The organism is Chania multitudinisentens RB-25 (assembly GCF_000520015.2).
Lineage (GTDB): Bacteria > Pseudomonadota > Gammaproteobacteria > Enterobacterales > Enterobacteriaceae > Chania > Chania multitudinisentens.
Genome location: NZ_CP007044.2, coordinates 23940 through 50438 on the forward strand (window position 1 = coordinate 23940; position 26499 = coordinate 50438).

Sequence of the window (26499 nt, forward strand, 5' to 3'; positions counted from 1 at the left end):
GAAATCGTCCACGATATCCGTCGTCTTTCAAGATGCTGGGGGTTGGCTGCATCTTGAAATCCATTGGATATCAAAGATTCAGGCAAAAAATATAAAAGGGAAAATGTCTATGCGGCTAACGATGATCAGGAACCGGGACAATGAAAGGTTACCCCAGAGCTATTATGACTTCACGGCACCGGGTGGCACGATTGGGCGCGATACCAACAGTACGCTGATCCTGCCCGATCAAAGCCGGGCGATTTCCCGTCTGCAAGCCATTGTGCATATTTCCCCGACCGGCGAAGCCTACATTACGCACAGAGGGAGTACTACCGCGCTGATCCTCAACGGCAACCCACTGCCACATAACGTTCAACAGCCGCTGGCAGAAGGCGATCTGCTGGAGATCGCGGGCTACCAGTTCAGCGTCAGCCTGACTCGTCAGCCGGTTTCTCTCGCCCCGTTGTTATCCGTGCCTCAGGGTGCTCACGACATTGATGCAGCGGTCTGGGATCATCTGGAAGCCGAATTTCTCATCCCCCCACAGCCTAAAAAACCGTTGCCCGATGATCCACACCACCCCCTATTAACACCCAGGCCAGGCCACCCTGCCGGGCAGGATCCTTTGGCGCTGGTGGAAGAAACGGAGCTGGCCTCTTTGCATGAAGAGACTCTCGATCCTGACCACTTATTCACCCAGGACGATCCCTTCTCTCTGCCGCCAATCCTGAGAGACACCACGCCCAGCGTCTTGGCGGCGCACGCGCCATGGGCCAGCGAAGACAGCCCCTCATCAGAAACGCCGCCACAAGCGAACCATGAGCCTGTTCCGTCATTGTTTAATCTGGCGGATGAGCTGGCCGCAGGCTGGGCGCAAAATATGGATCACAGCAGTGAAGATGACGCATTGCTCGGCCTGTTTGCCGATAACGCCGTGCCGCTCACCTCAACCCTGAATGGCTATTCCCCCTTGGCTCCCACAGAGCCTGAACCACTTGCCGCGGCGGAGCCCCCCACAACGCCGCCAGCACAGGCGATCATTCCCGAAACCGAACCAGAGTATGACGATCTCGCCTGGGCGGAGCCGCTGCCAGACAGCCTTTCCTGGGGGGATCTCAGCGCCCAGAACCATGAAACATTTCATTCAGAAGCGCCCGCAGATCAGGTGGGGGATTCACTGCCGCCGTTTACACGGCTGGGGGTCGATCCGGTCAGGCATCAGCCGTTCAAACCGGCCAAATCCGCTTCTCAGGAACAGTTGCACGGCGAGCTGCTCAACGCCTTTGTGGCGGGGCTGGGGCTGGATGATGCTCCGCTGCAACCGGGTTTTTCACCAGAACAGCTTTACCTGGCGGGTAAACTGCTCAGCCTGTTCTCACAAGGCACCGTGGCGCTGCTGTCGTCGCGCAGCATACTCAAGCGCGGCCTGAAAGCAGAAATGACCATGATCCTTGAAGAGGAGAATAACCCGTTCAAAATGCTGCCGTCAGGCAAAACCGTTCTGATGCAGATCTTCAGCACCCCAATGCCCGGCTTCACTCCGCCGGAAAGCGCGGTACGCAACGCGATGATTGACCTGCAAGCCCACCAGTTAGGCATGATTGCCGGTGTCCGCGCCATCATTGCCGCCATGCTGCAAACCTTCCATCCCGATACCCTGGAGAAAATGGCGGTGGAACAGGGCAACCTCCCGCATAAAGGCATGTTTTCCAGCAATCGCAAAGCGGCGCTGTGGGACACTCTGAAGGCCCACTATCAGCGGGTAGCCAATGAGGTGGAGGATGACTTTCACACCCTGTTCGGGGCCGCGTTTCTTCATGCCTATGACCTTGAGATCCGCCAATACAAAGCCTCTCAACATCAGAAGGCCCAGCGATGAAAATAGAAACCGTCTGGTGTTCCAACCAGGGCAGCCGCGCGCAAAATCAGGATAAAACCGGCGAATACCTGGGTGAACAGTCGGCCTGTTTCGTCCTGTGCGACGGCGTGGCGGGTGATGCCGGCGGAGAACAAGCCGCGGCGCTCGCCTGCCAGTTTCTGCTGGACCACGCCGAGCAGGGAACACCCTGCCCAGCGGATGCCGTTCCCGCGCTGATCGCCCAGCTCCAGCAGGCGATTCAGCAGGCACAGCAGCGGGATCGGGCTTACAGCCGCATGCGCACCACCCTGGTTGCACTGTTTATCGATCGCACCACCCTACAGGCCCACTGGGTTCACGCCGGGGACAGCAGGCTTTATCTGTTTCGCAACGGCTACCTGTGCCAGGCCACCACCGACCATAGTCTGGCGCAGAAAATGAAAGACGCTGGCTTCCAAAGCGCAGGACTGCCCGACAACCTGTTGTATGCCGCACTCGGCAGTGGGGAACATCACATCGCCACCTACAGCCCAACGCTCTCTCTCAACGATGGCGATGCATTTTTACTGTGCAGTGACGGCTTTTGGCAGCGCTATAACCTGGCGCAGTTGGAATCCACGCTGCGCCTGGCCCATACCCCCGCCGAGTGGCTGATGCTGATCGAACATCTGTCACCCGCGCTCCCGCAGCAGGATAACTACAGCGCTATCGCCGTCTGGGTTGGCTCCCCGCAGGAATCCACTTTGTTGCAGCTACTTCCGCTGGAAGAAAAAGTTATCTTCCAGACACCGCATTCTCAAAGAATCAGGAGATAAACCGTGAAATCATTACTCTCTGTGCTGCAAGGCCATGCCCTGCCAACCGCCCTGGAACAAACCGCAGCGGCGGTAAAAGCGGCACCCGCTGATGCCGATAAACGCGCCGAATGGGTTCAATTATTGTTGCTGTACGGCGATTGGCAGCGCGCCAGCGCCCAACTGCAAGCCTGGCAAGCGCTGACGCCGCTGGCTGGCCCCACCACGCAACAGTTGTCTGACGCGGTAGCGGCTGAAATCCAGCGTGAGCGGGTGTTCCGTGGTGAAACCGCCCCGTTGTTCCTCACACCGCCACCAGAATGGCTCTCTCTGTTAGTGGAGGCCTTGCGCGCTCCACCACCGCAGGCCAGCCAGCTGCGCGAGCGTGCTTTCAGCCTGGCCGCCGCGCACGCCGGAACGCTTTCGCTCGATGGCAGCCGGGAATTCACTCCCTTCGGCTGGTTGGCAGACGCCGACAGCCGCCTGGGGCCGGTGTGCGAGCTGTTGCTGGATAACCGTTACTATTGGGTGCCTTTTCAGGATCTTGCCTCCATCACCTTCCAGGCACCGCAAAATGCCGTACATCTGGTCTGGGCGCATGCCATGGTCAAGTGGCCCTCCGGCAAGCAACAGGTCTGCCAGATCCCCGCCCGTTACCCGCTAAGCGAAGAGACGGAAGACGCGCACCGCCTTGGCCGTAAAACCGACTGGCTGCCCCTGAACAACGCCGAACACTATGCCGGACAAGGGCAAAAAACCTGGATAACAGACCATGACGAGTATGCACTGCTGACGCTACGGCAGGTGCAGTTCAGCACGGGTAAGCCGTGATGAGCGACATCCTCAACGATCGTGCCACACCAACACCCCGCTCCCCCAACGTGGCAGGGCGGAGAAATAGCGATGGAGTGACTTCCCGTGATCGGATGCTGCCCGCCTTATTTGACCGGCTGACGGATTTCGAACCGCAGAACAAACGGGAAGCAGAGCGGAATAAAAGCATTTCATACAGCGCACTGCGGAAAATGATCCTGCGTGATTTGCAATGGCTGTTTAACTGCAACAACAACGAGCCGCTGATCGACCTGCAAGCCTTTCCCGCGGTCCGGCGTTCTACGCTCAATTACGGTATTACTCCGCTGGCGGGGAAAAAAATGTCGGAAATCGAATGGCCGGATATCCAAAAAAACCTGACTCAGGCGATCCTGAATTTTGAACCCCGCATTATTCCACAGCAACTGAAACTGCACTGTATTTCTGGTCATGATGATTTGGACGCACATAACGTCCTGTCGATAGAGATCCGTGGGCTGTTGTGGTGTAACCCTCACCCGCTAGAGTTCTGTTTTCGTTCCGACGTCGATTTGGAAAACGGTTATTTCAATCTCAAAGACATAGGGTGAGCCCATGAACAGTAAATTGCTTGAATACTATAACCGTGAGCTGCTCTATCTGCATGAAATGGGCGCGGAGTTTGCCGAAAACTACCCCAAAGTGGCAGGCCGCCTGGGAATGCAGGGCATTGATGTCAGCGACCCTTACGTTGAACGCCTGATGGAAGGGTTTGCCTTTCTCACTTCGCGTATTCAATTGAAAATGGACGCGGAATTCCCGCGTTTCTCGCAGCGGATACTGGAAGTCATTTACCCCAACTATCTTTCCCCTACCCCTTCCATGGCGGTGGCCGAACTGCACCCGGATGGCCGCAAGGGCAATATCAATGCCGGGTTTCTGGTGCCGCGCGGAACGGTGATGACCTGCGATCCGTTCAAGAAGAGTGGTGTGGCCTGCAAATACCGCACCGCTCATGACGTAACGCTTTATCCACTCAGCATCAGCCAGGTATCGTTGGGCGCATTGCCCAACGAGAGCGTCAGCACGGCGAAGTTCAACCGTAACGCCAGCCGCCATGCTCTGCACATCCGGCTGCGGCTGGACGATAACGTCACCTTCGACAGCCTGAGTCTGGATAAGCTGATGTTCTACCTCAGCGGCCAGGATCTGGAAGCCATGCAGTTGCTGGAACTGCTGATGCAGCACACCACCGGTATTATCTGCCAGCCAGTAGGTGCAACGCCCCAACAGCGCCATTATCTGCCGAAAACACAGCTGAATCATGAAGGGTTCGCCGCCGATCAGGCGCTGTTGCCCGACGACTTGCGTAACTTCGACGGCTATCGCCTGCTGCAAGAGTATTTCGCCTTTCCCGCCCGCTTCCGTTTTTTCAGCATTTCCGGGCTGGCCGCGCTGTTTGGCGCAGGCAAAACGCTCCCTGCGGACGCGCGCGAGTTTGAGATTATGCTGCTGCTGGATAAAGCCCCGTCGTCATTAGCCAAGCGCGTTGACGCCAGCCATCTCTCGCTGCACTGCACGCCGGTGATCAACCTGTTTCCCAAGGTGGCAGAACGCATCACGCTGAACGACAAAACCAACGAATATCACCTGGTGGTAGATAATATTCAGCCGCTGGATTATGAGGTTTTTTCTGTACAACGGCTGTGGGGCACCCTGGCCGACAGCCCGCATGAACAGGAGTTCCGGCCCTTTTATTGTACCCAGGGGCGTGACGGGCAAAACTACGGCGCGTATTTCTCTCTGCGCCGTTCCCCCCGTTTGCCTTCCATACAGCGCCAAGGCCCACGCAGCAGTTATCCGGGATCGGAGGTTTTTCTGTCACTGGTCGATGCCCAACACACCCCCTGGCGCAACGATCTGGAGTACATCACGGCGGAGGTGCTGGTCACCAATCGCGATCTGCCCTTGTTGCTGCAACGGCAGGAACTGCTCTCTTTCGGGGTTGCCGACTCCATCCCGTTGCAGCAAATCACCTTGAAAACGCCGCTGTCACCGCCGAGAGAAGCACTGGCGGAAGGCCGCCTCTCCTGGGGGTTGATCAGCCAATTGCAGTTGGATTATCTCAGCCTGATGGAAGGGGATGATGAGCAAGGGGCGCGGGCGCTCAGGGAGCTACTGTCACTGTATGCCAAGTTGGATGAGCCGCAGATCACCAAAGAAATCAAAGGGGTGCAGCATTGCCGCCTTTCCCCGGCTTATCACCGTGCGCCAGCGCCCGGGCCCATCGTGTTTTCACGCGGCGTTGCCATTGAGCTGACCCTGGATGAACAGGCGTTTCCCGGCAGTACGCCTTATCTGCTCGGCTGCGTGCTGGAACGGTTATTCAGCCGCATGGTGACGATGAATACCTTTGTCAGCACCTCATTGCGTACCCCGCAGCGCGGTAAAATCGCCCAGTGGCCGCCGCGGATTGGCAGGAGAACCCTGATATGAGCGCCGCTATCACAGCACGCAACACGCAGCGCCTGCCGGATGATTTCTGGGCATCGCTCACCGAGCACCCTTATCAGCACGATCTGTTTCAGGTTCTGCGGCGCCTTGACGCGCAGGGCGGGCTCGATTGGCCGCTCGGGCGCGCGCCGCATCCCCACCAGGAACCGCTTCGCCTGGGGCAACAGCCTTCGCTGTCGTTCGCGCCTTCCACGCTGGCCAGCGCCGGGCCAGCCAGCCATGCGTCACAGTACCAAGTGATGATCTACAGCTTCGGGCTGTTTGGCCCCAACGGCCCGCTGCCGCTGCATTTTACCGAATATGTGCGCGAACGTTATCTGCACAATCAGGATCGAACGCTGCTCGACTTTATCAACCTGTTTCATCACCGCCTGATCCTGCTGTTTTACCGCGCGTGGGCCAATGGCCAGCCTACCGTCTCGCTCGATCGTGAAGACGATCAGGCTTTTACCCGTTATCTCTCTTCGTTGGTCGGCATGGGCGTGAGCAGGTTATCGCCACGGGACAACCTGCCCACCCACGCCAAATACTTTATGGCGGGGCATCTGGTGCGCCAGGGGCGCGATGCCGAAGGGCTGGCCAAGATCCTGCGCTCCTACTTTCAGGTGCCGGTTCGCATCATCGAGAACCTCCCCGTTTGGTTGAGCATCGCCCCGGAGCAGCAGACGCGGCTGGTGGCTGGCCAAGCGCAGCCACTGGGACGAGAGGCTTTTCTTGGCCGCGCCGTGCGCGACGTTCAGCACAAATTCCGCATTGAGCTGGGGCCGATGCCGCTGGCAGAGTATCACCAGTTTCTCCCCGGCGGCACCCAGGCTATCGCACTGCGCGACTGGGTGCGGCACTACCTCGGGATCGAATATATCTGGGACGTGCGGCTGATCCTGCGCAAAACAGACGTCAACCGAGCAACGCTGGGCGGCAAACAACGCCTTGGGCTGAGTAGCTGGCTGCGTGATACGGAAGGCGACAACGATGCGGACGATCTGGTGTTTTCACTCGAGCCCATCGAAGGTCAGCTTTATCATTGAGATCAAACCATTAAGGTATAGACATGAGAGAAATCAGCCGCGCGGTTCTGTTTGGCAAATTAAACGGCCTGTTACTCAGCAGCCTGGAAAATGCCACCTCGTTTTGCAAACTCAGGGGCAACCCCTATGTGGAGCTGGCACACTGGGCCCATCAGTTGATGCAGCATCCAGAAGGTGATTGGCAGCAGATTATCCGCCACTTCGGCATCAACGCAGGCCAGCTGAGCGAGGATGTGATCGCCGCTATCGATCGGCTGCCACGCGGTGCCAGCTCGGTTTCGGATCTGTCGGAACATGTCGACAGCGCCGTTGAACGTGCGTGGATCTTCAGCTCACTGAAGTTTGGTGCCCAGCAGATCCGTGGCGGCCATCTGCTGCTGGGGATGCTGAACACTACCAATCTGCATCACCAACTGTTAGCCATTGCCCCCGGTTTCAAGCAGATTAACCGCGAAACCCTGTTGCAGCAGTTTGAAACGATCCTCGCCTCTTCTACGGAAACGGTAGCCACCGCGGCGCAGCACGGCAGCGCCAACGTGCTCCCCCACAGTGGTGAAAGCCTGCTTGAGCAATATGGCAACAACCTGACGGAACAAGCGCGCCGTGGCGAGTTGGATCCGGTTACCGGGCGCGATGAAGAGATCCGGCAACTGGTTGATATTCTGATGCGCCGCCGACAAAACAACCCGTTGCTGACCGGTGAAGCGGGCGTGGGGAAAACCGCCGTGGTGGAAGGGCTGGCAGCCTATATCGCCGCTGGCGATGTGCCGCCCAAACTGCGCGATGTCACGCTGTATCAGTTGGATATGGGGATGTTGCAGGCAGGTGCCAGTGCCAAGGGCGAGTTTGAACAGCGTTTGCAGGCGGTGATTGACGAAGTGCAATCCAGCCCATCACCAATCATTCTGTTTATTGATGAAATCCACCAGTTGATCGGCGCTGGCGGCGCGCAAGGCACCGGCGATGCGGCTAATCTGTTGAAACCCGCCCTGGCACGCGGTCAGTTGCGCACTATCGGTGCCACGACCTGGGCAGAATATAAAAAATACATCGAAAAAGATCCGGCCCTGACCCGCCGCTTTCAAGTGGTGCAGGTGCTTGAGCCCGATGAAAGAAAGGCCGTGCTGATGCTGCGCCACCTGCGCCATACGCTGGAGCAACATCATCAGATAGTCCTGCTGGATGAAGCGGTTGAAGCGGCGGTGCGCCTGTCCCATCGCTATATTCCCGATCGCCAGCTGCCTGACAAAGCCATCAGCCTGTTAGATACCGCCTGCGCCAGAGTCGCGGTCAGCCAGCATGCCGAACCGGGCCGGGTGGAAAGCTGCCGCCGTCATATCACAGCGCTGGAAACCGAGCTGGAAGTCGCGGTGCGCGATATGCGCATCGGCGCCGGTGACGCGCAGCGCCCAGAGCAAATAAAACAGCAATTGGTGCAAGCACGGCAACAGTTGGCAGCCCTGCATGCCCGCTGGAACGACGAACAGGGGTTGGTGAACGAGATTATCGAACTGCGCGCCAGGCTCTACCAACCCAGCGAGATAGCCGATGAAACACACGAAAATGCGCTGCGTTCAACCCTCAACGAATTACAGCAACAGTTGGCCGAGCGGCAAGGGGACGATCCGTTGCTGTTCTCCTCCGTAGATGCCAACACCATCGCTTCGGTGGTGGCCGATTGGACCGGCATTCCCCTGGGCCGCATGATGAAAAATGAAGTCGCGGCAGTGCTCAAGCTGGCGGATAGCCTAAACGAACGGGTGATCGGCCAGAAACACGGCCTGGAACTGATCGCACGCCGCCTGATTACCTCACGCGCCAGCCTGGATGATCCGAACAAGCCCATCGGGGTCTTTATGCTTTGCGGCCCCTCCGGCGTGGGGAAAACCGAAACCGCCCACGCACTGGCAGAAAATTTCTACGGCGGCGAGCGCAACGTTATCACCATCAATATGAGCGAGTTTCAGGAACCCCACACCGTCTCCACCCTGAAAGGGGCGCCTCCCGGTTACGTAGGTTATGGTGAAGGAGGCGTGCTGACCGAAGCGGTGCGCCGCCGCCCTTACAGCGTTATCCTGCTCGATGAGATCGAGAAAGCGCACTCCGACGTGCATGAAATCTTTTATCAGGTGTTCGATAAAGGCTGGATGGAAGACGGCGAAGGGCAGCGCATCGATTTTCGTAACACCATCATCATTCTCACCTCCAACGTGGGCAGCGAGGTGGTCAACGCGCTGTGTGCCGATCCGGCTCTGTTGCCGGAATGCGAGCAGCTCACCGCCGCGCTGCGCGATACTCTGCTACGGGCATTTCCTGCCGCGCTGCTCGGCCGGTTAAACGTGATCCCGTACTATCCGCTCAGCGACGCAGTGTTGGGTGACATCGTGAAACTTCAGTTGGAGCGCATTCGCAGGCGTTTGCAGGATAATCACCAGTTAAGCTGCTCTTTTGATGATGAGGTGATCCGGCAGATCGTCAGCCGCTGTACGGAAGTGGAATCCGGCGGGCGCATGGTGGATACCATTCTGACCAATACCCTGCTGCCCCAGATCAGCCATCGCTTGCTGACCGCCAGCACCGAGTTGCAGCAGTTTCGCCACCTGCATATCCGCTATGCCGATAAAGCTTTTGCTTATGACTTCCAGGTGTAACCGTGCTGACAGAACATGAAAGCTTAACCATCGAGAAACTCGGATGTGGCGCGCTGGCGCTGCATCCGGGCCATCGCTTTGCGCAGGTGGAAATTCAGCAGGTGATCGGTGAAGGCGGTTTCAGCATCGTTTATCAGGCTTTCGATCACCGGCAACAGCGCTGCGTGGCCGTGAAGGAATATCTGCCCACCACGATTGCCACCCGCAATAGCGACGGTTTGGTAGTACCACGCAACCCTTTCTTATTAGCGACCTTCAACGCCGGGCGGAACTATTTCCGCCAAGAGGCCACAATACTCACGAGCCTTTCCCACCCCGCTGTACCACAGTGCTTCGATTTTTGGCAGGAAAATGGCACCGCCTATATCAGTATGCCGCTTTACGGCGGCAAAACGCTGAAAAAGGAGTATGCGGAAAACCCCGCTATCGTGAGCGAAGCCTGGCTTAGAAGGTTACTCGCTTCGCTGTTGAACACCCTGGCGGCAGTACACCGCCAGGGTTGCTTACACCGGGATATTTCGTGGGACAACATACAGATCGAGGAAAATCATCCCCCCATCCTGCTGGACTTTGGCTCCGCCTGCTTCCGCGCGGCGGGTTGCCCGCAAAAGCCTAACCTGGTGCTAAAACCAGGCTTCTCCCCCGCTGAACTTTATTACAATACCGGCGGCTACGCTCATGGCCCCTGGTCAGATATCTACTCCCTCGGCGCGCTGATGTATACGCTCATCACCGGCCATGTGCCGCCGGTCGGCCTGACGCGCTGTATCGCAGATACCTATCAGCCCCTCGCGCAATGCCAACCCGCCGGTTATTCCCCACCGTTTCTGCGCGCCATTGACGCTGCGCTTGGGGTCAATCCTGTCGATCGCCCCCAAGATATCGCCGCCTTTGCCCGGTTATTGGCGGGTACGCCTTAAGAATTACTGCACCGTAATCCCGCGCAAAAGGGTTTCCAGCGGGTACACCGCTGCAATCACCACTTCGTCACGGATCTGCGTGGCGGCATCCAACTGTTGCTGGGCCTGTTCCGCTTCGGCTTCGCTCAATGGTTTACCTTGCTGATAACGTTCCAACAGCATCAACCCCAGATCGGCCAAGCTGCTGACATCCTGCGCCACCGGCGCCAGATCCTTCATCACCACGTTGCCCGCAATCACTTTCTGCACCGGTGCGCCATTGCGTTGCCAATGCTGTAAACGCTCACGAATCGCCTGTGCTGCGGCCAAGTGGTTCTTGTCTTGCAGCAGCAACGCAACCTGAGCGTGCAAATCGCGTACCGCCGCGCTTTCTGCTGGCAGAGCGTCGGCAAAGCGGTTGAGCGGCTCAAACTGATGATAATTTCCGGCCTGGAACTTCAAATGATGCCGAGTGTAATACTGCCCTGGTTCCACGGCTTCGGCGAGCACCTGCAACGGCGTGATATCCACGCTGTTGGCCAAACGGGTGAACTCACGTGCGGTTTCCATATGCTGCTGCAACCCGACAGACACCACCGACCAGGCGTCCACCGCCGCCAAGCGCTGATACATGTTGTTTTCATCGGTGACATCTTTGGCCGACCACAAGCGTTCTGCAACCGCAAAGGCACGTGGCCACAGTTTGAGATCGATGATCGGCGCACGGATATTTTCCGCCCACAGCGCCGCTTCCCCGCCCAGGATATTGGCTTGCTGCTGCGCGCCCGGCACCACCGGCATTTTGCCTGCCGGGATCGCCGCCAGTTTGCTGCCCGTGGCCGGGTAACGCACGTTGCCCACCAGGATATAACCGCTCAATTGCTCCTGTTGCAGCGTCAGTACCGGGCGCGTTTCCCCCATCCAACTGTCGATCCGGAAGGTCACCTGTTCTGGCGTGCGCCATTCAATCTCTTGCACCGCACGGCGTGATTTCCCCTTGAAATCAATAAAGCCGCGCCAGCCCTCTTTGCCTTCAATCAGCGTGAACGTGCCTTCAACCGCGCTGCCTTTCAGGCGTGGCATACTGAACTGCCAGCTTTGTGCGCTTTCCCCTGCCCGCACCTCCGTCACCACGCCCAGCGGCTGCGGCAGAACTTCATTGCGGTAGTGGAAAGCCGCTCGGTGCGGCTGATCGAGATAAAAACCAGTGGACAGAATGCCCTGATAGCCATCCTGCGCGCTGGCTCCCAAAGCATCCGGCCCCTGCCAGGATTGGATCACAATGTTATGCGGCAGGGCAGGATGATAAATCTCATCCCAGCCCACCATGCGGCGCTGATGTTTTTCGAGGATCTTTTCCAGCTTCTGGTTGAAGAAGGCTTGCAGCGCATGGGTATCCGCCAACTGGTTTTGCTGCATAAATGCCTGAATCGTTTTCGATTCCTTCCACTGCGTGGCATCCACTTCATCTCCGCCAATATGCAGATAAGGATCGGGGAAGATCGCGGCCAGTTCACCGATGATGCTGTCGACAAACTGATACACCTTGTCATTGGCAGGATCGAGCGTCGGTTTATGAACCCCCCATGCCCGCTCCATCTGATACGGCCCCGCTGCGCTCATCAGATCGGGATAAGCCACGGCGATAGTCGAAGCATGGCCCGGCAGATCAATTTCCGGTACTACGCGGATGCCGCGCGCAGTGGCATACGCCACTACCTGTTCCATCTGCTCACGGGTGTAAAAATGGCCGTCACTGGCCAACTGTTGCAGCTTCGGGTAATGCTCAGAGGCGAAACGCCAGCCCTGATCGTCGGTCAGGTGCCAGTGCAGTACGTTGAGCTTGGCCGCCGCCATGCCGTCGAGCTGGCGCAGAATGTCCTGCACCGGCAGGAAGTGGCGCGCCGAATCCAGCAGCACGCCGCGCCAGGGGAAACGTGGCACATCCGTAATATTCACCAGCGGGATAAAGGTGTTCTCACCGTCGGTCTGCACCAGTTGCAACAGCGTTTCCATACCGCGTAACGCCCCAAAACGGGTGTTGGCCGCCAGGGTTACCCCCTGTGGAGTCACTTTCAATTGATAGCTTTCATCGCTATCCGGCAAAGGCTGCGCCGCCACCTGCTGTTTGATGATGATATCAATGGTGGCCGTCGCATTTTTCGCGCCCTGCGGTGCCAAAGTCCAACCGGTTTGGCGCTCGATACGCTCACGCCAGCCGGGCAAAGCGCCCGCCAAATCATCCCCCTGAATGGCAATCGCCAGGCGGTAATCCAGCACCAGTTTGCCTTGCGGCTGCGCCAGTTCAACCTGCTGCGGCCAAGGCATCAGCGGTAAATCACCCGCGGGCTGGGCCAGTGCCGGAAAAGCAAGTAACAACGAAGAAGCCAGTAGCGTATAACGGATGGATCTCTGCATCAAAAATTCCTCAAAGGAAAAAAATCAAAATGACCAAAGAGATAGATAAAGACCGAGCAGTGTTCGATTGTCCAACCGCGAGGGTAAAAAGGAGGTGTGGATCACAGATTAAGCCAGCGGATAAACGCAGCCCATTATCATCACCGAATAATCATAATAGGCCGATTTTAATCTATTCCACCGAAGCCCTGGTTTCCTGGTAATAGGTATTCTGCCTTACTCCTTTTCTTTAATCGGAAATAATAAATCGAGCTGTAGATCCTGCATTCTGCTTCCTTTATTAATAAAGTTATAAAAGTTCAACGTTTCCTCAAACCCTTGCCCTGCCGCCGTTTCTGGCGATATCCAGCGTGGGGAATCCCAGTCATTAGCATATTTGTCACTTGCATCAACCCACTCTTTTAATAAACGCCAATCTTCAAAGTCCCACGTTCTCAGCACATGTGCGGCATATAATCCACCGTCAAACGTTCGTTTTACCAGGGGCGCAGGTATTGCCATATCATTGAGAACCGATACCCACATTTCATAGGTACGCGAAGGCTCGCCAAGCACTGCCGCCCCCTGAGAACAGTCAAAACCAAAACTCCGCGCATCGGGTTTAATGTTTAGCAAGCCGCTCTCTTTGACAAACTGCGTTATCATATTAATCGTTTTACCTTCGCAGTCTTCTCCCGTTACATAAGCCGCCGCCACCGTCATGGGCGGCAGATAAATAATCCGCACATCTTTATCTGCCAGTTTATTTAAGTTTTTATTTGCTTTATTTAATTCTTCCATCGTTTTTTCCTCTTTGAAATTGTCTATCAGCATACAGGTTGACGCGACGTCAAAGTCAAGCAGGGAGCAACAGGCTCATTAAAAAAACAACCGATGAAAGTATTCAGCATCGCCAACTGGCAGGCTACGGCGCAGGAAACATAAAAAAAGCCCCATCAGAAAACCGATGAGGCTTATCGTTGTTAAAAGCAGAGAGAATGTCCGTTACACGCGGCTGCCTTGCCCAACGCGCCCCCAGACCATCTCCCCTTTGTGGAAGGTAGCGGTTCTGGGCGAAATCCGCGCCACCGCCTCGGCAGAGCAAGAGGCATCCACCAGCACAAAGCTGGCATCATCCTGGGCTTTCGGCCATACGCGCTCACCGCTATCGTTCAGCGGCAGCACATCGCCAGTCGCCACTGCCAGCGCACGCGACAGGGTTTTCTCGTTCGGGCGAATATAGAGTTGCGCATAGTGGTTGGCTTTCTCCAGCATGTCACCCAAACCATACGGCGACCAGTGATCAATCACGCTGTCGGTGCCGGTCATCACAAACACGCCTTTGTCACGCAGTTGGCTGAGCGGCATATGCAGCGTGCCAATCGGCACCGTGGTGGCAATGGTCACCTGCTGCGCCGCCATGCGGGTCGCAAGCTCATCAACCTGCTGCTCATTGAGCGTCGCCAGCGCAAAGGCATGGCTAATGGTCAGCTTGCCTTTCAACTGCGGGGTATTCTCCACGGTTTTCATCATATAATTCACCGCCGCCATGCCCGCCGGGCTGGTTTCATGCAGGTGAATATCCACCCCTTTGTTATAGTCCAGCGCGATCTGGAACATGGTATCAAGGGATTTTTCCATCGCCCCATCAACGTTGGTGGGATCGAGGCCGCCCACGTAGTGCGCCCCTGCCTGCATCGCCTCACGCATTAATGGTTCGGATTTCGAAAACAGCAAACCGTGCTGCGGAAAAGCGACAATCTCGCAGCTAAAACCGGACTGACGGCGCGCCAGCACCGCTTGCAGGTTTTCCAGGTTTTTCAGCCCCGAAGTTGGCTCAACGTTGCAATGGCTGCGTGCCACGGTGGAACCATGCGACTGAATTAAATCAATCAGCTTTTCTGCCCGCTCCTGCGTATAGGGTTGCAGTTCTGGCAGCAATTTCTGCTCCAGCGCGATCATATCCTTGATAGTGGTGCCTGCCGGGCGATTAAGCGCACGCCACGGGCCGCCGTAAAACGTTTTATCCAGGTGGATATGCATATCACGCATGGCGGGCAACATCAGTTTGCCGCCGGCATCATAAACCGGTAGCTGATTGTTCAGATGCTGCCGGTTATCGCGCAGAGCAACGATCTTGCCCTGGTTGATTTCCAGCGTTTTCAGTTCGGTGCGGGTGCGGAGCGGTGTTGAACCGTCAAATTCAAAACCCGCCTCTAACAACACGTTATCCAGATAATAATGCGGTGCGGTAATTTTCATGCGCTGACCTGTTTCACTGCTCGTTGTTGCTGAGTCAGCCGCATAGCCGGTGGAGGATACCGCCCCCATAAACGCACAGGCGGCTGCGATTTTGCCGCTCTGGCTCAGGAATTCACGACGACTTTTATTCTCATTCATCTCTTCTTCCCCTTAGAGGTTGACGATATGAGTACCCGTTTCACCGCGCAGTGCGGCGGGTAAACAATCCGGTGTGGTGATCACCACGCGTTTGCCGCCATCGCGTAAAAACGCCAGGCTGGCGGCAATCTTTGGCAGCATACTGCCGGGAGGAAAATGCCCTTCTGCCATGTAATCGGTCATCTCTGCCACATTCACCCGGTCTAGCGCACGCTGATTCGGTTTGCCAAAGTGAATGCACACTTTCTCCACGCCGGTGGTGATGACCAGCACATCAGCGCGGATTTCCTGGGCCAGCAGCGCGGTTGAGAGATCTTTATCAATCACCGCATCCACGCTCTGATAATGCCCCTGGGAATCGCGAATAACCGGGATGCCGCCACCGCCCGCCCCAATGACCACAAAACCCTGTTGCGTGAGCGCTTTAATAGCATCGGCTTCAACAATCCGTTTGGGCTCCGGCGAAGCGACCACCCGGCGATAGCCGCGCCCGGAATCCTCCACAAAACGCCAGGTCGGCTGTTGCTGTAACAGCTCATCACGCTGGGCGGCGCTAAAGAAAGCCCCGATCGGCTTCGTGGGGTGGGCGAAACCGGGGTCGTTTTTGTCGACTTCCACCTGGGTAACCACCGTGACCGCTTTGCGATCGCTGTGCTGCGCCAGCCGGTTATTCAGCGCCTGCTGGATCAGATAACCGATGCCGCCCTGCGTATCCGCCACGCAGTTAGCCAGCGGGGTTAACGGTAACCCTTCATGCTCATGCGCAATTTCCGCACGGCGCAAATCCAGCCCCACCTGTGGGCCGTTACCATGGGTGAGCACAATGTCGCAATCCGCTGCCAGCATCTCCAACACGGATTCTGCCACGGCTTTCACGGCTTCAGCCTGGTGTTCAACGGACTGGCTGGCGTTATCTTTAATAATACTGTTGCCACCAATAGCAACCACCACGAGTTCTTTCATCTGCTTTATCCAGTAAAAAATGCTGCCTATTCCTTTAAGAGCAGGCCGAATAAGAGGTTGTCATTAAGTGATATTCCCCCCATCCACAGGATGAGGGGAGATAGCTGGCTCCTCTCCTTGAGCTAGGCGATTTTGCCAGGTTCCTGTGCGGAGGCAGGCACGTTTTCACGGCTATCGAGAAAATGTTTCACCACAAACATGCTCGCCATCATCAGATAAGCCACAACAAACATCAACGAGCTGCCCTCTGCAAAGCCGACCATTGGCGAGTGGATCACACCAAACAACGCCAACAGTGCGCCGGTTGCCGCGGCTATTGCCCCACGCAGCGGTTTGTTGATGATGGCGAAAATAGCGATACAGCCCCACAGCATACTGGCCAGCGGCGCGCCGTTGCCCAAATGCACCAACCCCTGGTAGTACACGCCTTTGCTATGCAGCACGTCGGTGCCCAGTTTGGCAGCCGTGGTGCCTGCGGCCCCCATCACGCTGTTGACCATGGTCAGCGCCCAGTTGGCGATCCACGGGAACAGGCAGATGAAGATCACCGGCACCTCTATCTTCGGTGTTTCCCTCACCACTTGGTTGGCGGTAACCACACCGATAAACACCAGAATCGGCACAATGGCGGTCATCGGGATCACGGCCAGCATAAAAGCTCCCAACCCGAATAACGGCACGATGAACATGGTGACGCCGGAGGCCAGCGTGTAGCCAATGCTGGCTCCCATCGCCTTCCAGCCTGCGTGCCCCACATAAACGGTCACCGGGAACGGGTTGCCCATCATGCAGCCCAGCATGGAGGAGAGGCCGTTCGCCATCATCACCTTGCGGGTGTTGTAGCTATCCCCTGCCGCATGCGCACTTTCGATGTTCTCCAGGTCAAAGATGTAGTTCGCCAAACCCAGAGGAACCGCAGAGGCCAGATACGGCAACGCATGAGGCAGGCCCTGCATAAAGCCGTCGATATGAATGCTCGGTGGGTTAAAGCCAAAGGAAGACATCGAGGCCTTAATCGCATCCGGGCTTTGCAGGCCCGAGATCCACGCCAGCGCAGTACCGGCCAGCAGCAACAGTAAGCCGGTCGGAATACGGGCGAAGATGGGCTTTTTGCCAAACCAGTTAATAAAGATCAGCAACAGCACGATGAACGACACGGTTGGCGCTTCGAACGCCTGCAACATCGGGTTCATCGCCAGCAGTAACAGCCCCAGACCGGACAAACAGGAGAGCAGCACGGTGCGCGGGATCATCTTGCGGATGGTTTCGCCAAGGAACGATCCCCCTACCAGGATCAGTGCTTCCACAAAGCACCACACCAGGCCAATCTGGATGGCAAAATCTGCATCGCCGGTTTGCTGATAAACCGGCATCAGCACCAGAAAGGTCACGGTGAAAATAGAGGGAGCACTGGGGCCGGACGGCAGCGCGGTCACGTCGCTGCGCCCGGTCTGGCGTGCCATTTGCAGGCCAAACCAGGTGTAGCAGACGCTGGCCATCAGCACCGCCAGCCCAAAGGCTGGGGCAATGCGCCCGTAAACGATTTCTTTCGGAATACCCACCACAAAGATCAGTAACCCCATCATGGTGAGCAGGTTGGTCAGGTTATTGGTCATCAGCCCGAAGTAGGCCGCCCAATCTCCACGTTTCCATTCTAACTTTATTCTGTTCATGGACTGTCCTTCACAGGTCGTTAAAATACGTTTTACCCGTCGTCAATCAAACTGTAGGGGCTGCCCTAGCTCCCCCCAATCACATAGTTGTCTATGCGCCTGGGGATGATGAGCCTCAAAGAGGTTCACCCTACGGGCCAACGCTTGCCGCCTACCTGCATCTTGATTGAATTTGGGGATATACGATCCACGGGATCGTCATCGTTCCTGCAGGTGAACAACAATTCTGGTTCTGGTGTTAGTGCAGCTATTTTGGGGCTAACACGCGTTAGCCCCTGTTATTGTTATTGGCAGTAGCGATCGCGATAAGTCAGCAATGCCTGCTCAAAACAGGCAAACGGCGGGTGAACAATCCCGGCGCCAATCATGCCTATCCCTGCATCTTTATGAGCAATAGCGGTGTTAATCACCGGCAGAATGCCGCTGCTGCCAACTTTGGTGATGTCGATAGCCGTCGGCACCCCCGTAAACGAGAGCAGTGGAATAGTGACGTTAGGGTTTTCACCCAGGGTGATCTCCCGCATCCGGCGTGAGAAATCGATCGCTTCGTCTACCGTGCCCCCCACCAGCGCAACGATGGCTGGCGCAGTCGCCATCGCAAAGCCACCAATGCCGTAGGTTTCAGTAATGGCACTATCACCGATGTCCAACCCGGAGTCTTCCGGCTTATAACCGGCAAACATCGGGCCGATAACCTGCTGCGCCGGGCCGGTAAACCACTGCCCTGGCAAGCCGCTGATGCGCAGGCCAAACTCCACGCCGTTGCGCGCCATGGTGGTGACCACGGTGCTGTACTCAATGCCGTGCGCGGCGTCCATTGCCGCTTTGCACATCGCCATCCAGGTCGGGCCTGAGAAGTAATCACTGCTGGCGACAAAGTCGAATACTTCGCGTTGCTGTTCAACCGGATAACCCGTTTGGATAATCCACGGCGTCAGCGCCTGAATCAGCAACGAGGTACCCGCGTTATTACGGTTATGACATTCGTCACCCATATGCAGCGCTTGGGCCAGCATCAGCCGCAGATCGATCTCCCCGGCCAGTTTCATGGCATCACGCAGCATTGGGCCTTGCACGTCACGCATCCAGTTCAGGCGATCGATCACGCTCTGGTCATTAGCCCCCATGCGCAGGATTTTCGCCATCTGCTCGCTCATGTTGGTATAAGCGCGGTTGCCGTAGGTTTTGTTCTCCACAATGTGCATAAACATCGATGCCGAAGTGACGCCCGCCATCGATCCCACACAATCATGTTCATGGCACGGTGAGAAGACGATCTCGCCAGAAGCCGCCAGTTCGGCTGCCTCGTCCAGGGTAGCGGCCAACCCTTCAAACACCAGCGCACCGGTCACCGCACCTTTCATGCCACCGCACATCTTTTCCCAGCTAATGGGCGGGCCTGCGTGCAAAATGGTGTTACGCGTCATGCCTGGCACCACGTTAATCGCCTGATCGTAGCCCACCAGCACCGGATGCGATTGAATAATGCGCTCCAGTGCCAGTTGGTTAGCCGCCGCGATTTTCTCGGCTAGCGCCGGAGCAGCAATCTGATCAAGCGCTTCGATCACCGCCAGGTTGCCCTGCCCAGGCGGCGTCCAGTCAAGATGGGTCACCGGAATATGCTGTTTTTTGAGGTCATCACTGAACATCGCAATGCCGAGGTTGATCACATTCAGCGGTTGATTGAATAACGAATGGCTCATCAGACTTTCTCCTCTTTACAGACAAATTCACGCGCCAGTAACCCGGTATTGGTGCTGCTGCTGGCCCAGATCACACCGGCATCGGTGAGCATCTGGCACTGCTGCTGCAAGGATTGCGTATCGAGATCGGTGCCCAGCACATAGCCAAGGATCTCCAATGGCCGCTGCTCACGGGCCGCAATCGCCTTGGCTTCTTTGATGGCTTCAATCATCACGCCCACCGGATCTTCATGGGCCCCAAAGCCGAGCACGAAATCCATCACGATCACGCCAACTTCTGGATCGCGGGCTTCTTGCAACAGGCGGCTGATGCGGTTGGTTGGGTCGATCATCGGGTGCGGTTTGCCGTGGGTGAAATCGTCGTCACCAAAGTCGAGGAAGGTGTGCGCCACGCTCTGATTCAGGTCTTTCAGGCGCATGGCCGGATCGGGCTGAATATTGCTGTAGACGTTGCTGTGTTTTTCCAAGGCCGCGAACATCGCTTCATCACACAAAGTGCCCCCGCAGAACAGGCCACGAATGTACTTCTGCTGCGGTGTCAGGCGCGCACGTACTTCTTCAATCAGCGGCCAGTTCAATGGATGGAGATCGAGGGATTCTTCTTTAATGCCGGTAAGCAGTACCGCTTTTAATGCCGCCTCTTTGGTGCCACGGGCAAACTGCAACCCAGGTTCATCGGCAGGGGGAGCATTGCGCCCCAGGAAGCAAACCACCACCGGTTTACGGCAGGCACGGGCGTGTTCCAGCACGGTGCGCGCTACCGCCGGGGCCGGGGGCTTGGAGATCAGCGCAATCACATCGGTTCCAGCGTCTTCCTCCAGCATTTTCAGGGCGTCGAGCATCATCCGGCCGCCAATCTTTTCACTCAGATCTCGCCCGCCGGTGCCAATCAACTGCGAGATGCCCCCGCCAAACTCATGGATGCGCACGCTCAGTTCCTGGCTACCGGTGCCGGAGGCGCCGATGATGCCGATGTTGCCACGGCGTACCGCGTTGCCAAAGCAGAGCGCGGCGCCGTTAATGATGGCAGTGCCGCAGTCCGGCCCCATCATCAGCAACCCCTTGTCATGCGCCAGTTGTTTCAGCGCCAGCTCATCGTCAATGGAGACGTTATCGGAAAACAGCATCACGTTGAGGTTATTTTCCAGCGCCTGGCGCGCTTCACGCGCCGCATACAGGCCGTTGACCGCAATCACTGCCAGGTTGCTCTCCGGGATATTGGCCTTCGCGCTGGCCAGAGTGGCGTAGCGCGCTTCGTGCCGGGAGCCCTGATCTTTGTGAGTGAACAAGGCTTCAATGGCTTGCAGGGTAGCGTCGTTTGCTTCATCGCTGGCGCCGTTGATCACAATCATCAGATCGCCGTTTTTAGCCGCTTCCAGTTCCGGGGTTAACAAGCCCAGGTTTTGTAATACCCCTTTGTTCATTTCCGTGGCCATGGCCACAAATGCCTGTTCAACTCCATCCAGTTTGTTCGCTTTGGTCGAAATCGACATCAGTGATACGGAATCAAACCAGGTGTTCTTTTTTACCATGATCTTGATAGGCATATTTTTCTCCAAAATATGAGGTCAAGAAGCAGGCATCCGCCATGCCATACAGCATGTCGCAGCCTGAACTTGAGCCGATCTTTTTAATCTCGTTAATGGTGTGAATAATAAGATCGTGATCGTTGTGCACTATTTTCGCGATCAGGTTCCCAATCACTTGCCGATAACGCTGATTGATTGCTGCTTCTAAAGTAATGGCGCTCAGCAATGTGGTTTTCTCTCGCACTTTTTCCAGCACCGCGAGAAACGTTTTGCGATATTGTTGCGCCGGGTGACCAGAGAGCAGCAATATTACGCAAAGCCCAACCAGATAATCATCGCCGGAAGGGGTCAGCCCAATGCCTAATCCAATAAGAGAAAGGATGGCCTGGTCAGGGCTTTCATTCCGCCGCATTGCCATTAATAATGCCGCGCGGTTGCGCTGTAATAACGCGGCTATTTCCTGATAAAAAACATTGTCGCCAGCGTAATAAAAAAGTGAATCACCGGATATTGCCTGCTGATAAATCCATTGCCCCCATTGATACCAATTAATACGTTTGATATTTTCGGCAGTTAAATACAGTTCAGGCCGTTGCCATAACTGGCAGTGGTCAAACTCAATCCATTTATTTTGACCAATTTCAAGGCCACCCTGAGCAAATTGTACCCGCTCACCGGGGCTGAATATCTTGTCGCAGTGCCTGAGCGCTATTCGGCAGCTATTTGGGGCGTTGTCGCATGCGTCGCTTAATAACGTATAGAGCATGTTCTGCTCTGGAACGAACAGGTTTACCGCCCGGGAAAACACCTGTTCGACATGCCCGCTGAGCGTATAACGGGGAAAAGCCGCCTCCGCCGATAGCGCTGTGATGCACTGCCGCAGAGGCTGTGCGATAGCATTTCTCCTCTTTTCTTTACCGGGTTACGCGCCTGCCGCCACCAGCAGTGCAGCAATTTCGTGATAGCCTTTTTCACGCGCCAGCTCCAGCGGCGACTTACCGTATTTATCGGTCATATGGGGATTTGCGCCGTGATCGAGCAGCAATTTGACAATCTCTTGCTGTTTAGCCCCGCCGTCATTGAGCACAATGGCTTCCAGCAATGGCGTCCAGCCCACAAAATTGGTGTGGTTTACGTTAATCTCGGTGCACGTTAATAATTCACGCACAATATCAACGTGGCCTTTTTCACTGGCGGGGGTAATTCCTACGCCACCAAAACGGGTTAAACAGTCTAAATTAGGTTTGGCTGGCAATATTAAACGCAGCAGCGTTAAATCATTATTCAGGCAACTGAGCAGGAATGGGTTAAAACAGATTTGATCTTGCCGATCAATATCAGCACCGGCGGAAATTAATAAGGCCACACAGTCGTAGTGTTTACTCAGACTGGCAAGCGTAATGGCGGTTCGGCCCTGGCGAGTTGTGGCATTAATATCCACATGGTTAGCCAAGCATTTTTTCACCGCGTCGATATCGCCTTTTTCCGCAGCAAAAAGAAATTCGCTAATCAATGCTTTCTCGGACATATTCTGGCTCCCTTTTCTTTGGTGGGCTTTAATACAACTTGCAGCATGATGAAGATTTGATTCTGAGGATAGCAACAGATGAAGGAGAAAAACATCCGCTTAAAAATCATTCATCGCAAAGGGATTCATTGTTGAATAAAATTCAATTATTGAGGTAAAACGTGCGACGGCGCAATCTTTACTCCTAGTTTTCACTCTTTTGTTATGCTAAACATCGCTGCGGCGCAGAGGCTTTCATCGCTTGCTGCATAAGGCTTCAAACAAATAATCGGAAGTGTGACTCTGTTCAAATCAGTTGTAACGCCAGTGTTAAAATTTTTTCAATACTGGTTGCTCCTCATCAGAATTACAAATACATTCAACAATACGGCCGGGTGGCTCCCCTTCTTCTGAGCACATCCCCAGGAGGAGCCTTAGATATGAACTCCATTTTTACCGAAGATAATCTGCTGGCCTTTACCACCGCAGCGCGCTTCGCTAGCTTCAGCAAGGCGGCAGAAGAATTGGGCCTGACCACATCGGCCATCAGCTACACCATCAAGCGCATGGAAACCGGGCTGGATGTGGTGCTGTTCAACCGCAGCACGCGCAGCATTGAACTCACCGAATCCGGCTTCTATTTCTACCGTAAAGCGACCGATCTGCTGAATGACTTCCACGCCATTAAGCGCGGTATTGATACCATCGCTCAGGGCATCGAAGCGCGGGTACGTATCTGCATCAACCAGTTGCTCTATACGCCCCGGCATACCGCCCGGTTGTTACAGGTCTTGAAGAAGCAATTCCCTACCTGCCATATCACGGTGACCACCGAGGTGTACAACGGTGTCTGGGATTCCATTATTAATAATCAGGCCAATATCGCGATTGGCGCACCAGATACGCTGCTGGATGGCGGTGGCATTGATTACACCGAAATTGGCGCTATCCGCTGGGTATTCGCCATTGCGCCCGATCACCCACTGGCGCTGATGCCGGAACCCATCTCCGAGAGCCAGCTGCGGCTGTATCCCAACATCATGGTGGAAGACACCGCGCATACCATCAATAAAAAAGTGGGTTGGTTATTGCATGGGCAGGAGGCGATTCTGGTGCCGGATTTCAACACCAAGTGTCAGTGCCAGATTTTAGGCGAAGGCATTGGTTTTTTGCCGGAATATATGGCCCGCGAAGCGGTGGCAGAAGGATTGTTAATTATCCGCCGCATTCACAACCCACGTCAGGATTCCCGTATGTTACTCGCCACACAGCATGCGGCCACCGGGCAGGTCACCCAGTGGATCAAAAAGCAGTTTGCGCCAGGCGGTGCGCTGAGCGGGATTTATGCCGATTTACTTTGCCAGCTCTGAGCAAAAACACTCGCTGACAACGCTGCAATTTCATGCCAGAAGGGTATATGCTGTCGGCCTTCGTCTATCAACCGAAACGATAACCACACCATGCAAAACCGGCTGACTATCAAGGATATCGCCCGCCTGAGCGGAGTAGGCAAATCCACCGTATCACGCGTGCTGAATAACGAAGGCAGCGTAAGCCCGCAAACCCGTGAACGGGTGGAAGCGGTGATCCGCAGCCATGGCTTTACGCCGTCCAAGTCAGCGCGCGCCATGCGCGGCCAAAGCGACAAAGTGGTCGCCATCATCGTTTCCCGCCTTGATTCGCCGTCGGAAAACCAGGCAGTGCGTACCATGCTGCCGTTGCTGTATCAGCAAGGTTTTGATCCGATCGTGCTGGAAAGCCAGTTTGAAACCCGGTTGGTACAGGAACACTTACAGGTGCTGCAACAGCGCAACATCGACGGGGTGATCCTGTTCGGCTTTACCGGCCTGACCGCCGCGATGTTAGCGCCCTGGCAGGAAAAAATGGTGGTGATCGCGCGTGACTACCCCGGCATTTCTTCCGTCTGTTACGACGACGACGGGGCGGTAAAACTGCTGATGCAGCGTTTACGCCAGTTGGGCCATTCCCATATCAGCTATCTCGGCGTGCAGGAATCTGACGCCACCACCGGGATGCGCCGCCACCAAGCCTATCTTGCTACCTGCCGTAAGTTGAAGATCCCGCCGATTGCCGCGCTCGGTGAACTGAACTATCAGAGCGGCTTCCAACTGGCTGCAAGCGTGATTGAACCCCATACCAGCGCACTGGTATGCGCCTCTGATACCATCGCCCTCGGCGCGATGAAATACCTGCAACAACATTCTCTTACCGCAATACAGGTCTGTGCCATTGGGAATACGCCGCTGCTCAATTTCCTGTTCCCTGAGATATTTTCGGTGGAGCTGGGCTATGGCACCGCCGGGCAACAGGCCGCCCAACAGCTACTGGGCCAGCTCAGCGGTGAATTGGGGATTCGGCAGATTATTATTCCCAGCAGGCTGGCCTGATGGCAGCTGCCGCCTGAAATTCATAGGCTTGAATTTAGCCAAGGTGCAAATTTGCAATAGCTGCCAATCATCATCATTTTGTCAGCATTGCAAAAAAACACTGTATTTCGTGCCGCTGTTAAATAATATTCAAAAACATTAATACCCTTATTAAAAATATGTGTTACATTGATTGTCGACAGCCTCAATATTACGCATTTTTGTCTTAATCACTACACAACATTAATAAAATGTGAAAATCACCCTCTTATTTTACTATTTATTTCGACCACCTGGTCAAATAATTCCAAGAGGTATTCATCATGTCTAAATCCTTACAATATCCCATTATTCTCGTTCACGGCTTCAGTGGTTTTGATAAGATTGCTGGAATCTATCCTTACTTTTTCGGTATTCAGAAAGCACTGGAAAAAACCGGAGCTACTGTATTCACCGCCTCTATATCGGCAGAAAACAGTAATGAAGCTCGTGGTGAACAATTACTCAATTTTGTAAAACAAGTAACCCAGTTAACCGGAGCGGCCAAGGTCAACCTGATTGGCCACAGCCAGGGCCCATTGGCCTGCCGCTACGTCGCCGCAATTCATCCCGAACTGGTTGCCTCTGTTACTTCCGTGAATGGGGCAAACTTTGGCTCAGAAATTGCCGATCTGGTTCGTTTGGCGGTGAAACCGGGTTCCCTTCCCGAAGCCATCGCAAGCGCAGTGATGAACGCTTTTGGTTCATTCCTTTCCATTATGAGTGGCCGCCCTTCCTTGCCACAAGACAGTGTCGCAGCGCTTAATTCGCTCACCAGCGAAGGCGTCGCTAAATTCAATGCCAAATATCCACAGGGTTTACCAAGCAGTTGGGGAGGGGAAGGTAAAGAGTTTGAGAATGGCGTTTATTATTATTCTTGGGGTGGGATTATTAATTACAACCCGATTGAACAGGGGCTCAATAATTTTGATCCGCTGCATACTTCAATGGTTGCTCTTTCATTTCTGTTCACCAAAGAACGCTTCCAGAATGATGGATTGGTTGGGCGTTATAGTATGCATCTCGGCAAAGTTATCCGTTCCGATTATTCCATGGATCACCTGGATGCTATTAATCAAACCGCTGGGATTGTTACCGGCAGTACCAACCCCGTTCAACTATTTGTTGATCACGTGGCACGTTTAAAATCGAAAGGGTTATAAATTTTGGGAACGTTCTTTAATAACCCCTACCTAATTTGAGTTACCGGGAGCAGAGTTGAACGCTGCTTGCAACAAACCTGGAGAGACGAGGCTCAGGGATGAGCTGAGTAACCGAACGCAGCTTGAAGTATGCTAGGTATAAACACCGGGCCAATCCGCACCCACGTGATTTCAAGCGCAAGCCGTCACAACCATTCCAAATAAAATACATACAAATCGA

20 protein-coding genes are annotated in these 26499 nt (G+C 55.3%); 11 read left to right on the plus strand and 9 right to left on the minus strand.

Annotation, left to right across the window (positions count from 1 at the left end):
• The first annotated feature begins 109 nt into the window (after positions 1-109).
• From tagH to Z042_RS00130, 8 genes are read left to right on the plus strand one after another with little or no spacing between them, the layout of a single operon-like run.
• A complete protein-coding gene (gene tagH / locus Z042_RS00095) occupies positions 110-1861 on the plus strand; it encodes a type VI secretion system-associated FHA domain protein TagH (RefSeq protein ID WP_024913699.1) in 1752 nt (583 codons plus the stop codon).
• Entirely contained in the window at positions 1858-2655 is a 798-nt protein-coding gene (locus tag Z042_RS00100; protein ID WP_024913698.1) for a PP2C family protein-serine/threonine phosphatase, read from the plus strand. Before tagH ends, Z042_RS00100 begins: the two co-directional genes overlap by 4 nt.
• A gap of 3 nt (positions 2656-2658) precedes the next feature.
• Entirely contained in the window at positions 2659-3465 is an 807-nt protein-coding gene (locus Z042_RS00105) for a type VI secretion system accessory protein TagJ (protein ID WP_024913697.1), read from the plus strand.
• On the plus strand, positions 3465-4037 hold the full coding sequence (gene tssE, locus Z042_RS00110) for a type VI secretion system baseplate subunit TssE (protein ID WP_024913696.1): 573 nt from the start codon (positions 3465-3467) through the stop codon (positions 4035-4037). Before Z042_RS00105 ends, tssE begins: the two co-directional genes overlap by 1 nt.
• Positions 4038-4041: 4 nt before the next feature.
• Entirely contained in the window at positions 4042-5922 is a 1881-nt protein-coding gene (gene tssF / locus Z042_RS00115) for a type VI secretion system baseplate subunit TssF (protein ID WP_024913695.1), read from the plus strand.
• On the plus strand, positions 5919-6968 hold the full coding sequence (gene tssG, locus Z042_RS00120; protein ID WP_024913694.1) for a type VI secretion system baseplate subunit TssG: 1050 nt from the start codon (positions 5919-5921) through the stop codon (positions 6966-6968). Before tssF ends, tssG begins: the two co-directional genes overlap by 4 nt.
• Before the next feature lie 23 nt (positions 6969-6991).
• Positions 6992-9619, plus strand: coding sequence for a type VI secretion system ATPase TssH (gene tssH, locus Z042_RS00125; protein WP_024913693.1), 2628 nt, complete (start codon positions 6992-6994; stop codon positions 9617-9619).
• A gap of 2 nt (positions 9620-9621) precedes the next feature.
• Positions 9622-10539: a serine/threonine protein kinase gene (locus Z042_RS00130; protein ID WP_024913692.1), complete on the plus strand. Its 918-nt coding sequence runs from the start codon at positions 9622-9624 to the stop codon at positions 10537-10539.
• Positions 10540-10542: 3 nt separating this feature from the next.
• Here the strand turns inward: Z042_RS00130 and Z042_RS00135 are convergent, their stop codons facing one another.
• From Z042_RS00135 to Z042_RS00175, 9 genes are all read right to left on the minus strand, one after another.
• Positions 10543-12936, minus strand: a complete 2394-nt coding sequence (locus Z042_RS00135; RefSeq protein ID WP_024913691.1) for a beta-N-acetylhexosaminidase — start codon at positions 12934-12936, stop codon at positions 10543-10545.
• Positions 12937-13152: 216 nt separating this feature from the next.
• Complete coding sequence (locus Z042_RS00140) at positions 13153-13716, minus strand: effector binding domain-containing protein (RefSeq protein WP_024913690.1); 564 nt, start codon at positions 13714-13716, stop codon at positions 13153-13155.
• Between the two features lie 204 nt (positions 13717-13920).
• Positions 13921-15315 (minus strand): amidohydrolase family protein, encoded by a 1395-nt coding sequence (locus Z042_RS00145; RefSeq protein WP_024913689.1) that lies wholly within the window; start codon positions 15313-15315, stop codon positions 13921-13923.
• 12 nt (positions 15316-15327) lie between these two features.
• Positions 15328-16278 carry a carbamate kinase family protein gene (locus Z042_RS00150; RefSeq protein ID WP_024913688.1) on the minus strand — a complete coding sequence of 317 codons (951 nt, stop codon included), beginning with the start codon at positions 16276-16278 and terminating at the stop codon, positions 15328-15330.
• Between the two features lie 122 nt (positions 16279-16400).
• Complete coding sequence (locus tag Z042_RS00155) at positions 16401-17951, minus strand: hypothetical protein (protein WP_024913687.1); 1551 nt, start codon at positions 17949-17951, stop codon at positions 16401-16403.
• Between the two features lie 284 nt (positions 17952-18235).
• Complete coding sequence (locus Z042_RS00160) at positions 18236-19654, minus strand: YlbE family protein (RefSeq protein WP_024913686.1); 1419 nt, start codon at positions 19652-19654, stop codon at positions 18236-18238.
• Positions 19654-21201: an acyl-CoA synthetase FdrA gene (gene fdrA, locus Z042_RS00165; protein ID WP_024913685.1), complete on the minus strand. Its 1548-nt coding sequence runs from the start codon at positions 21199-21201 to the stop codon at positions 19654-19656. The genes Z042_RS00160 and fdrA overlap by 1 nt, the downstream gene beginning before the upstream one ends.
• Complete coding sequence (locus Z042_RS00170; RefSeq protein WP_045784770.1) at positions 21161-21949, minus strand: oxamate carbamoyltransferase subunit AllH family protein; 789 nt, start codon at positions 21947-21949, stop codon at positions 21161-21163. Before Z042_RS00170 ends, fdrA begins: the two co-directional genes overlap by 41 nt.
• 156 nt (positions 21950-22105) lie before the next feature.
• Entirely contained in the window at positions 22106-22711 is a 606-nt protein-coding gene (locus Z042_RS00175; RefSeq protein ID WP_024913683.1) for an ankyrin repeat domain-containing protein, read from the minus strand.
• A gap of 419 nt (positions 22712-23130) precedes the next feature.
• On the opposite strand from Z042_RS00175, the gene Z042_RS00180 reads away from it, so the two are divergent.
• From Z042_RS00180 to Z042_RS00190, 3 genes are all read left to right on the plus strand, one after another.
• The gene (locus Z042_RS00180; protein ID WP_024913682.1) at positions 23131-24060 is read left to right on the plus strand and encodes a LysR substrate-binding domain-containing protein; all 930 of its coding nucleotides are present in this window, start codon (positions 23131-23133) and stop codon (positions 24058-24060) included.
• 90 nt (positions 24061-24150) lie between these two features.
• Positions 24151-25098, plus strand: a complete 948-nt coding sequence (treR, locus tag Z042_RS00185; protein WP_024913681.1) for a trehalose operon repressor TreR — start codon at positions 24151-24153, stop codon at positions 25096-25098.
• Positions 25099-25400: 302 nt separating this feature from the next.
• Positions 25401-26279: a lipase family alpha/beta hydrolase gene (locus Z042_RS00190; RefSeq protein WP_037407093.1), complete on the plus strand. Its 879-nt coding sequence runs from the start codon at positions 25401-25403 to the stop codon at positions 26277-26279.
• Positions 26280-26499 lie beyond the last annotated feature (220 nt).

What these genes read in the sequence shown, in the direction of transcription:
- tagH (WP_024913699.1), top strand. Translation starts at nt 110, where the DNA reads ATGCGGCTAACGATGATCAGGAACCGGGACAATGAAAGGTTACCCCAG.
- Z042_RS00100 (WP_024913698.1), top strand. Translation starts at nt 1,858, where the DNA reads ATGAAAATAGAAACCGTCTGGTGTTCCAACCAGGGCAGCCGCGCGCAA.
- tssE (WP_024913696.1), top strand. Translation starts at nt 3,465, where the DNA reads ATGAGCGACATCCTCAACGATCGTGCCACACCAACACCCCGCTCCCCC.
- tssF (WP_024913695.1), top strand. Translation starts at nt 4,042, where the DNA reads ATGAACAGTAAATTGCTTGAATACTATAACCGTGAGCTGCTCTATCTG.
- tssG (WP_024913694.1), top strand. Translation starts at nt 5,919, where the DNA reads ATGAGCGCCGCTATCACAGCACGCAACACGCAGCGCCTGCCGGATGAT.
- tssH (WP_024913693.1), top strand. Translation starts at nt 6,992, where the DNA reads ATGAGAGAAATCAGCCGCGCGGTTCTGTTTGGCAAATTAAACGGCCTG.
- Z042_RS00135 (WP_024913691.1), bottom strand. Translation starts at nt 12,936, where the DNA reads ATGCAGAGATCCATCCGTTATACGCTACTGGCTTCTTCGTTGTTACTT.
- Z042_RS00140 (WP_024913690.1), bottom strand. Translation starts at nt 13,716, where the DNA reads ATGGAAGAATTAAATAAAGCAAATAAAAACTTAAATAAACTGGCAGAT.
- Z042_RS00145 (WP_024913689.1), bottom strand. Translation starts at nt 15,315, where the DNA reads ATGAATGAGAATAAAAGTCGTCGTGAATTCCTGAGCCAGAGCGGCAAA.
- Z042_RS00150 (WP_024913688.1), bottom strand. Translation starts at nt 16,278, where the DNA reads ATGAAAGAACTCGTGGTGGTTGCTATTGGTGGCAACAGTATTATTAAA.
- Z042_RS00155 (WP_024913687.1), bottom strand. Translation starts at nt 17,951, where the DNA reads ATGAACAGAATAAAGTTAGAATGGAAACGTGGAGATTGGGCGGCCTAC.
- Z042_RS00160 (WP_024913686.1), bottom strand. Translation starts at nt 19,654, where the DNA reads ATGAGCCATTCGTTATTCAATCAACCGCTGAATGTGATCAACCTCGGC.
- fdrA (WP_024913685.1), bottom strand. Translation starts at nt 21,201, where the DNA reads ATGCCTATCAAGATCATGGTAAAAAAGAACACCTGGTTTGATTCCGTA.
- Z042_RS00170 (WP_045784770.1), bottom strand. Translation starts at nt 21,949, where the DNA reads ATGCTCTATACGTTATTAAGCGACGCATGCGACAACGCCCCAAATAGC.
- Z042_RS00175 (WP_024913683.1), bottom strand. Translation starts at nt 22,711, where the DNA reads ATGTCCGAGAAAGCATTGATTAGCGAATTTCTTTTTGCTGCGGAAAAA.
- Z042_RS00180 (WP_024913682.1), top strand. Translation starts at nt 23,131, where the DNA reads ATGAACTCCATTTTTACCGAAGATAATCTGCTGGCCTTTACCACCGCA.
- treR (WP_024913681.1), top strand. Translation starts at nt 24,151, where the DNA reads ATGCAAAACCGGCTGACTATCAAGGATATCGCCCGCCTGAGCGGAGTA.
- Z042_RS00190 (WP_037407093.1), top strand. Translation starts at nt 25,401, where the DNA reads ATGTCTAAATCCTTACAATATCCCATTATTCTCGTTCACGGCTTCAGT.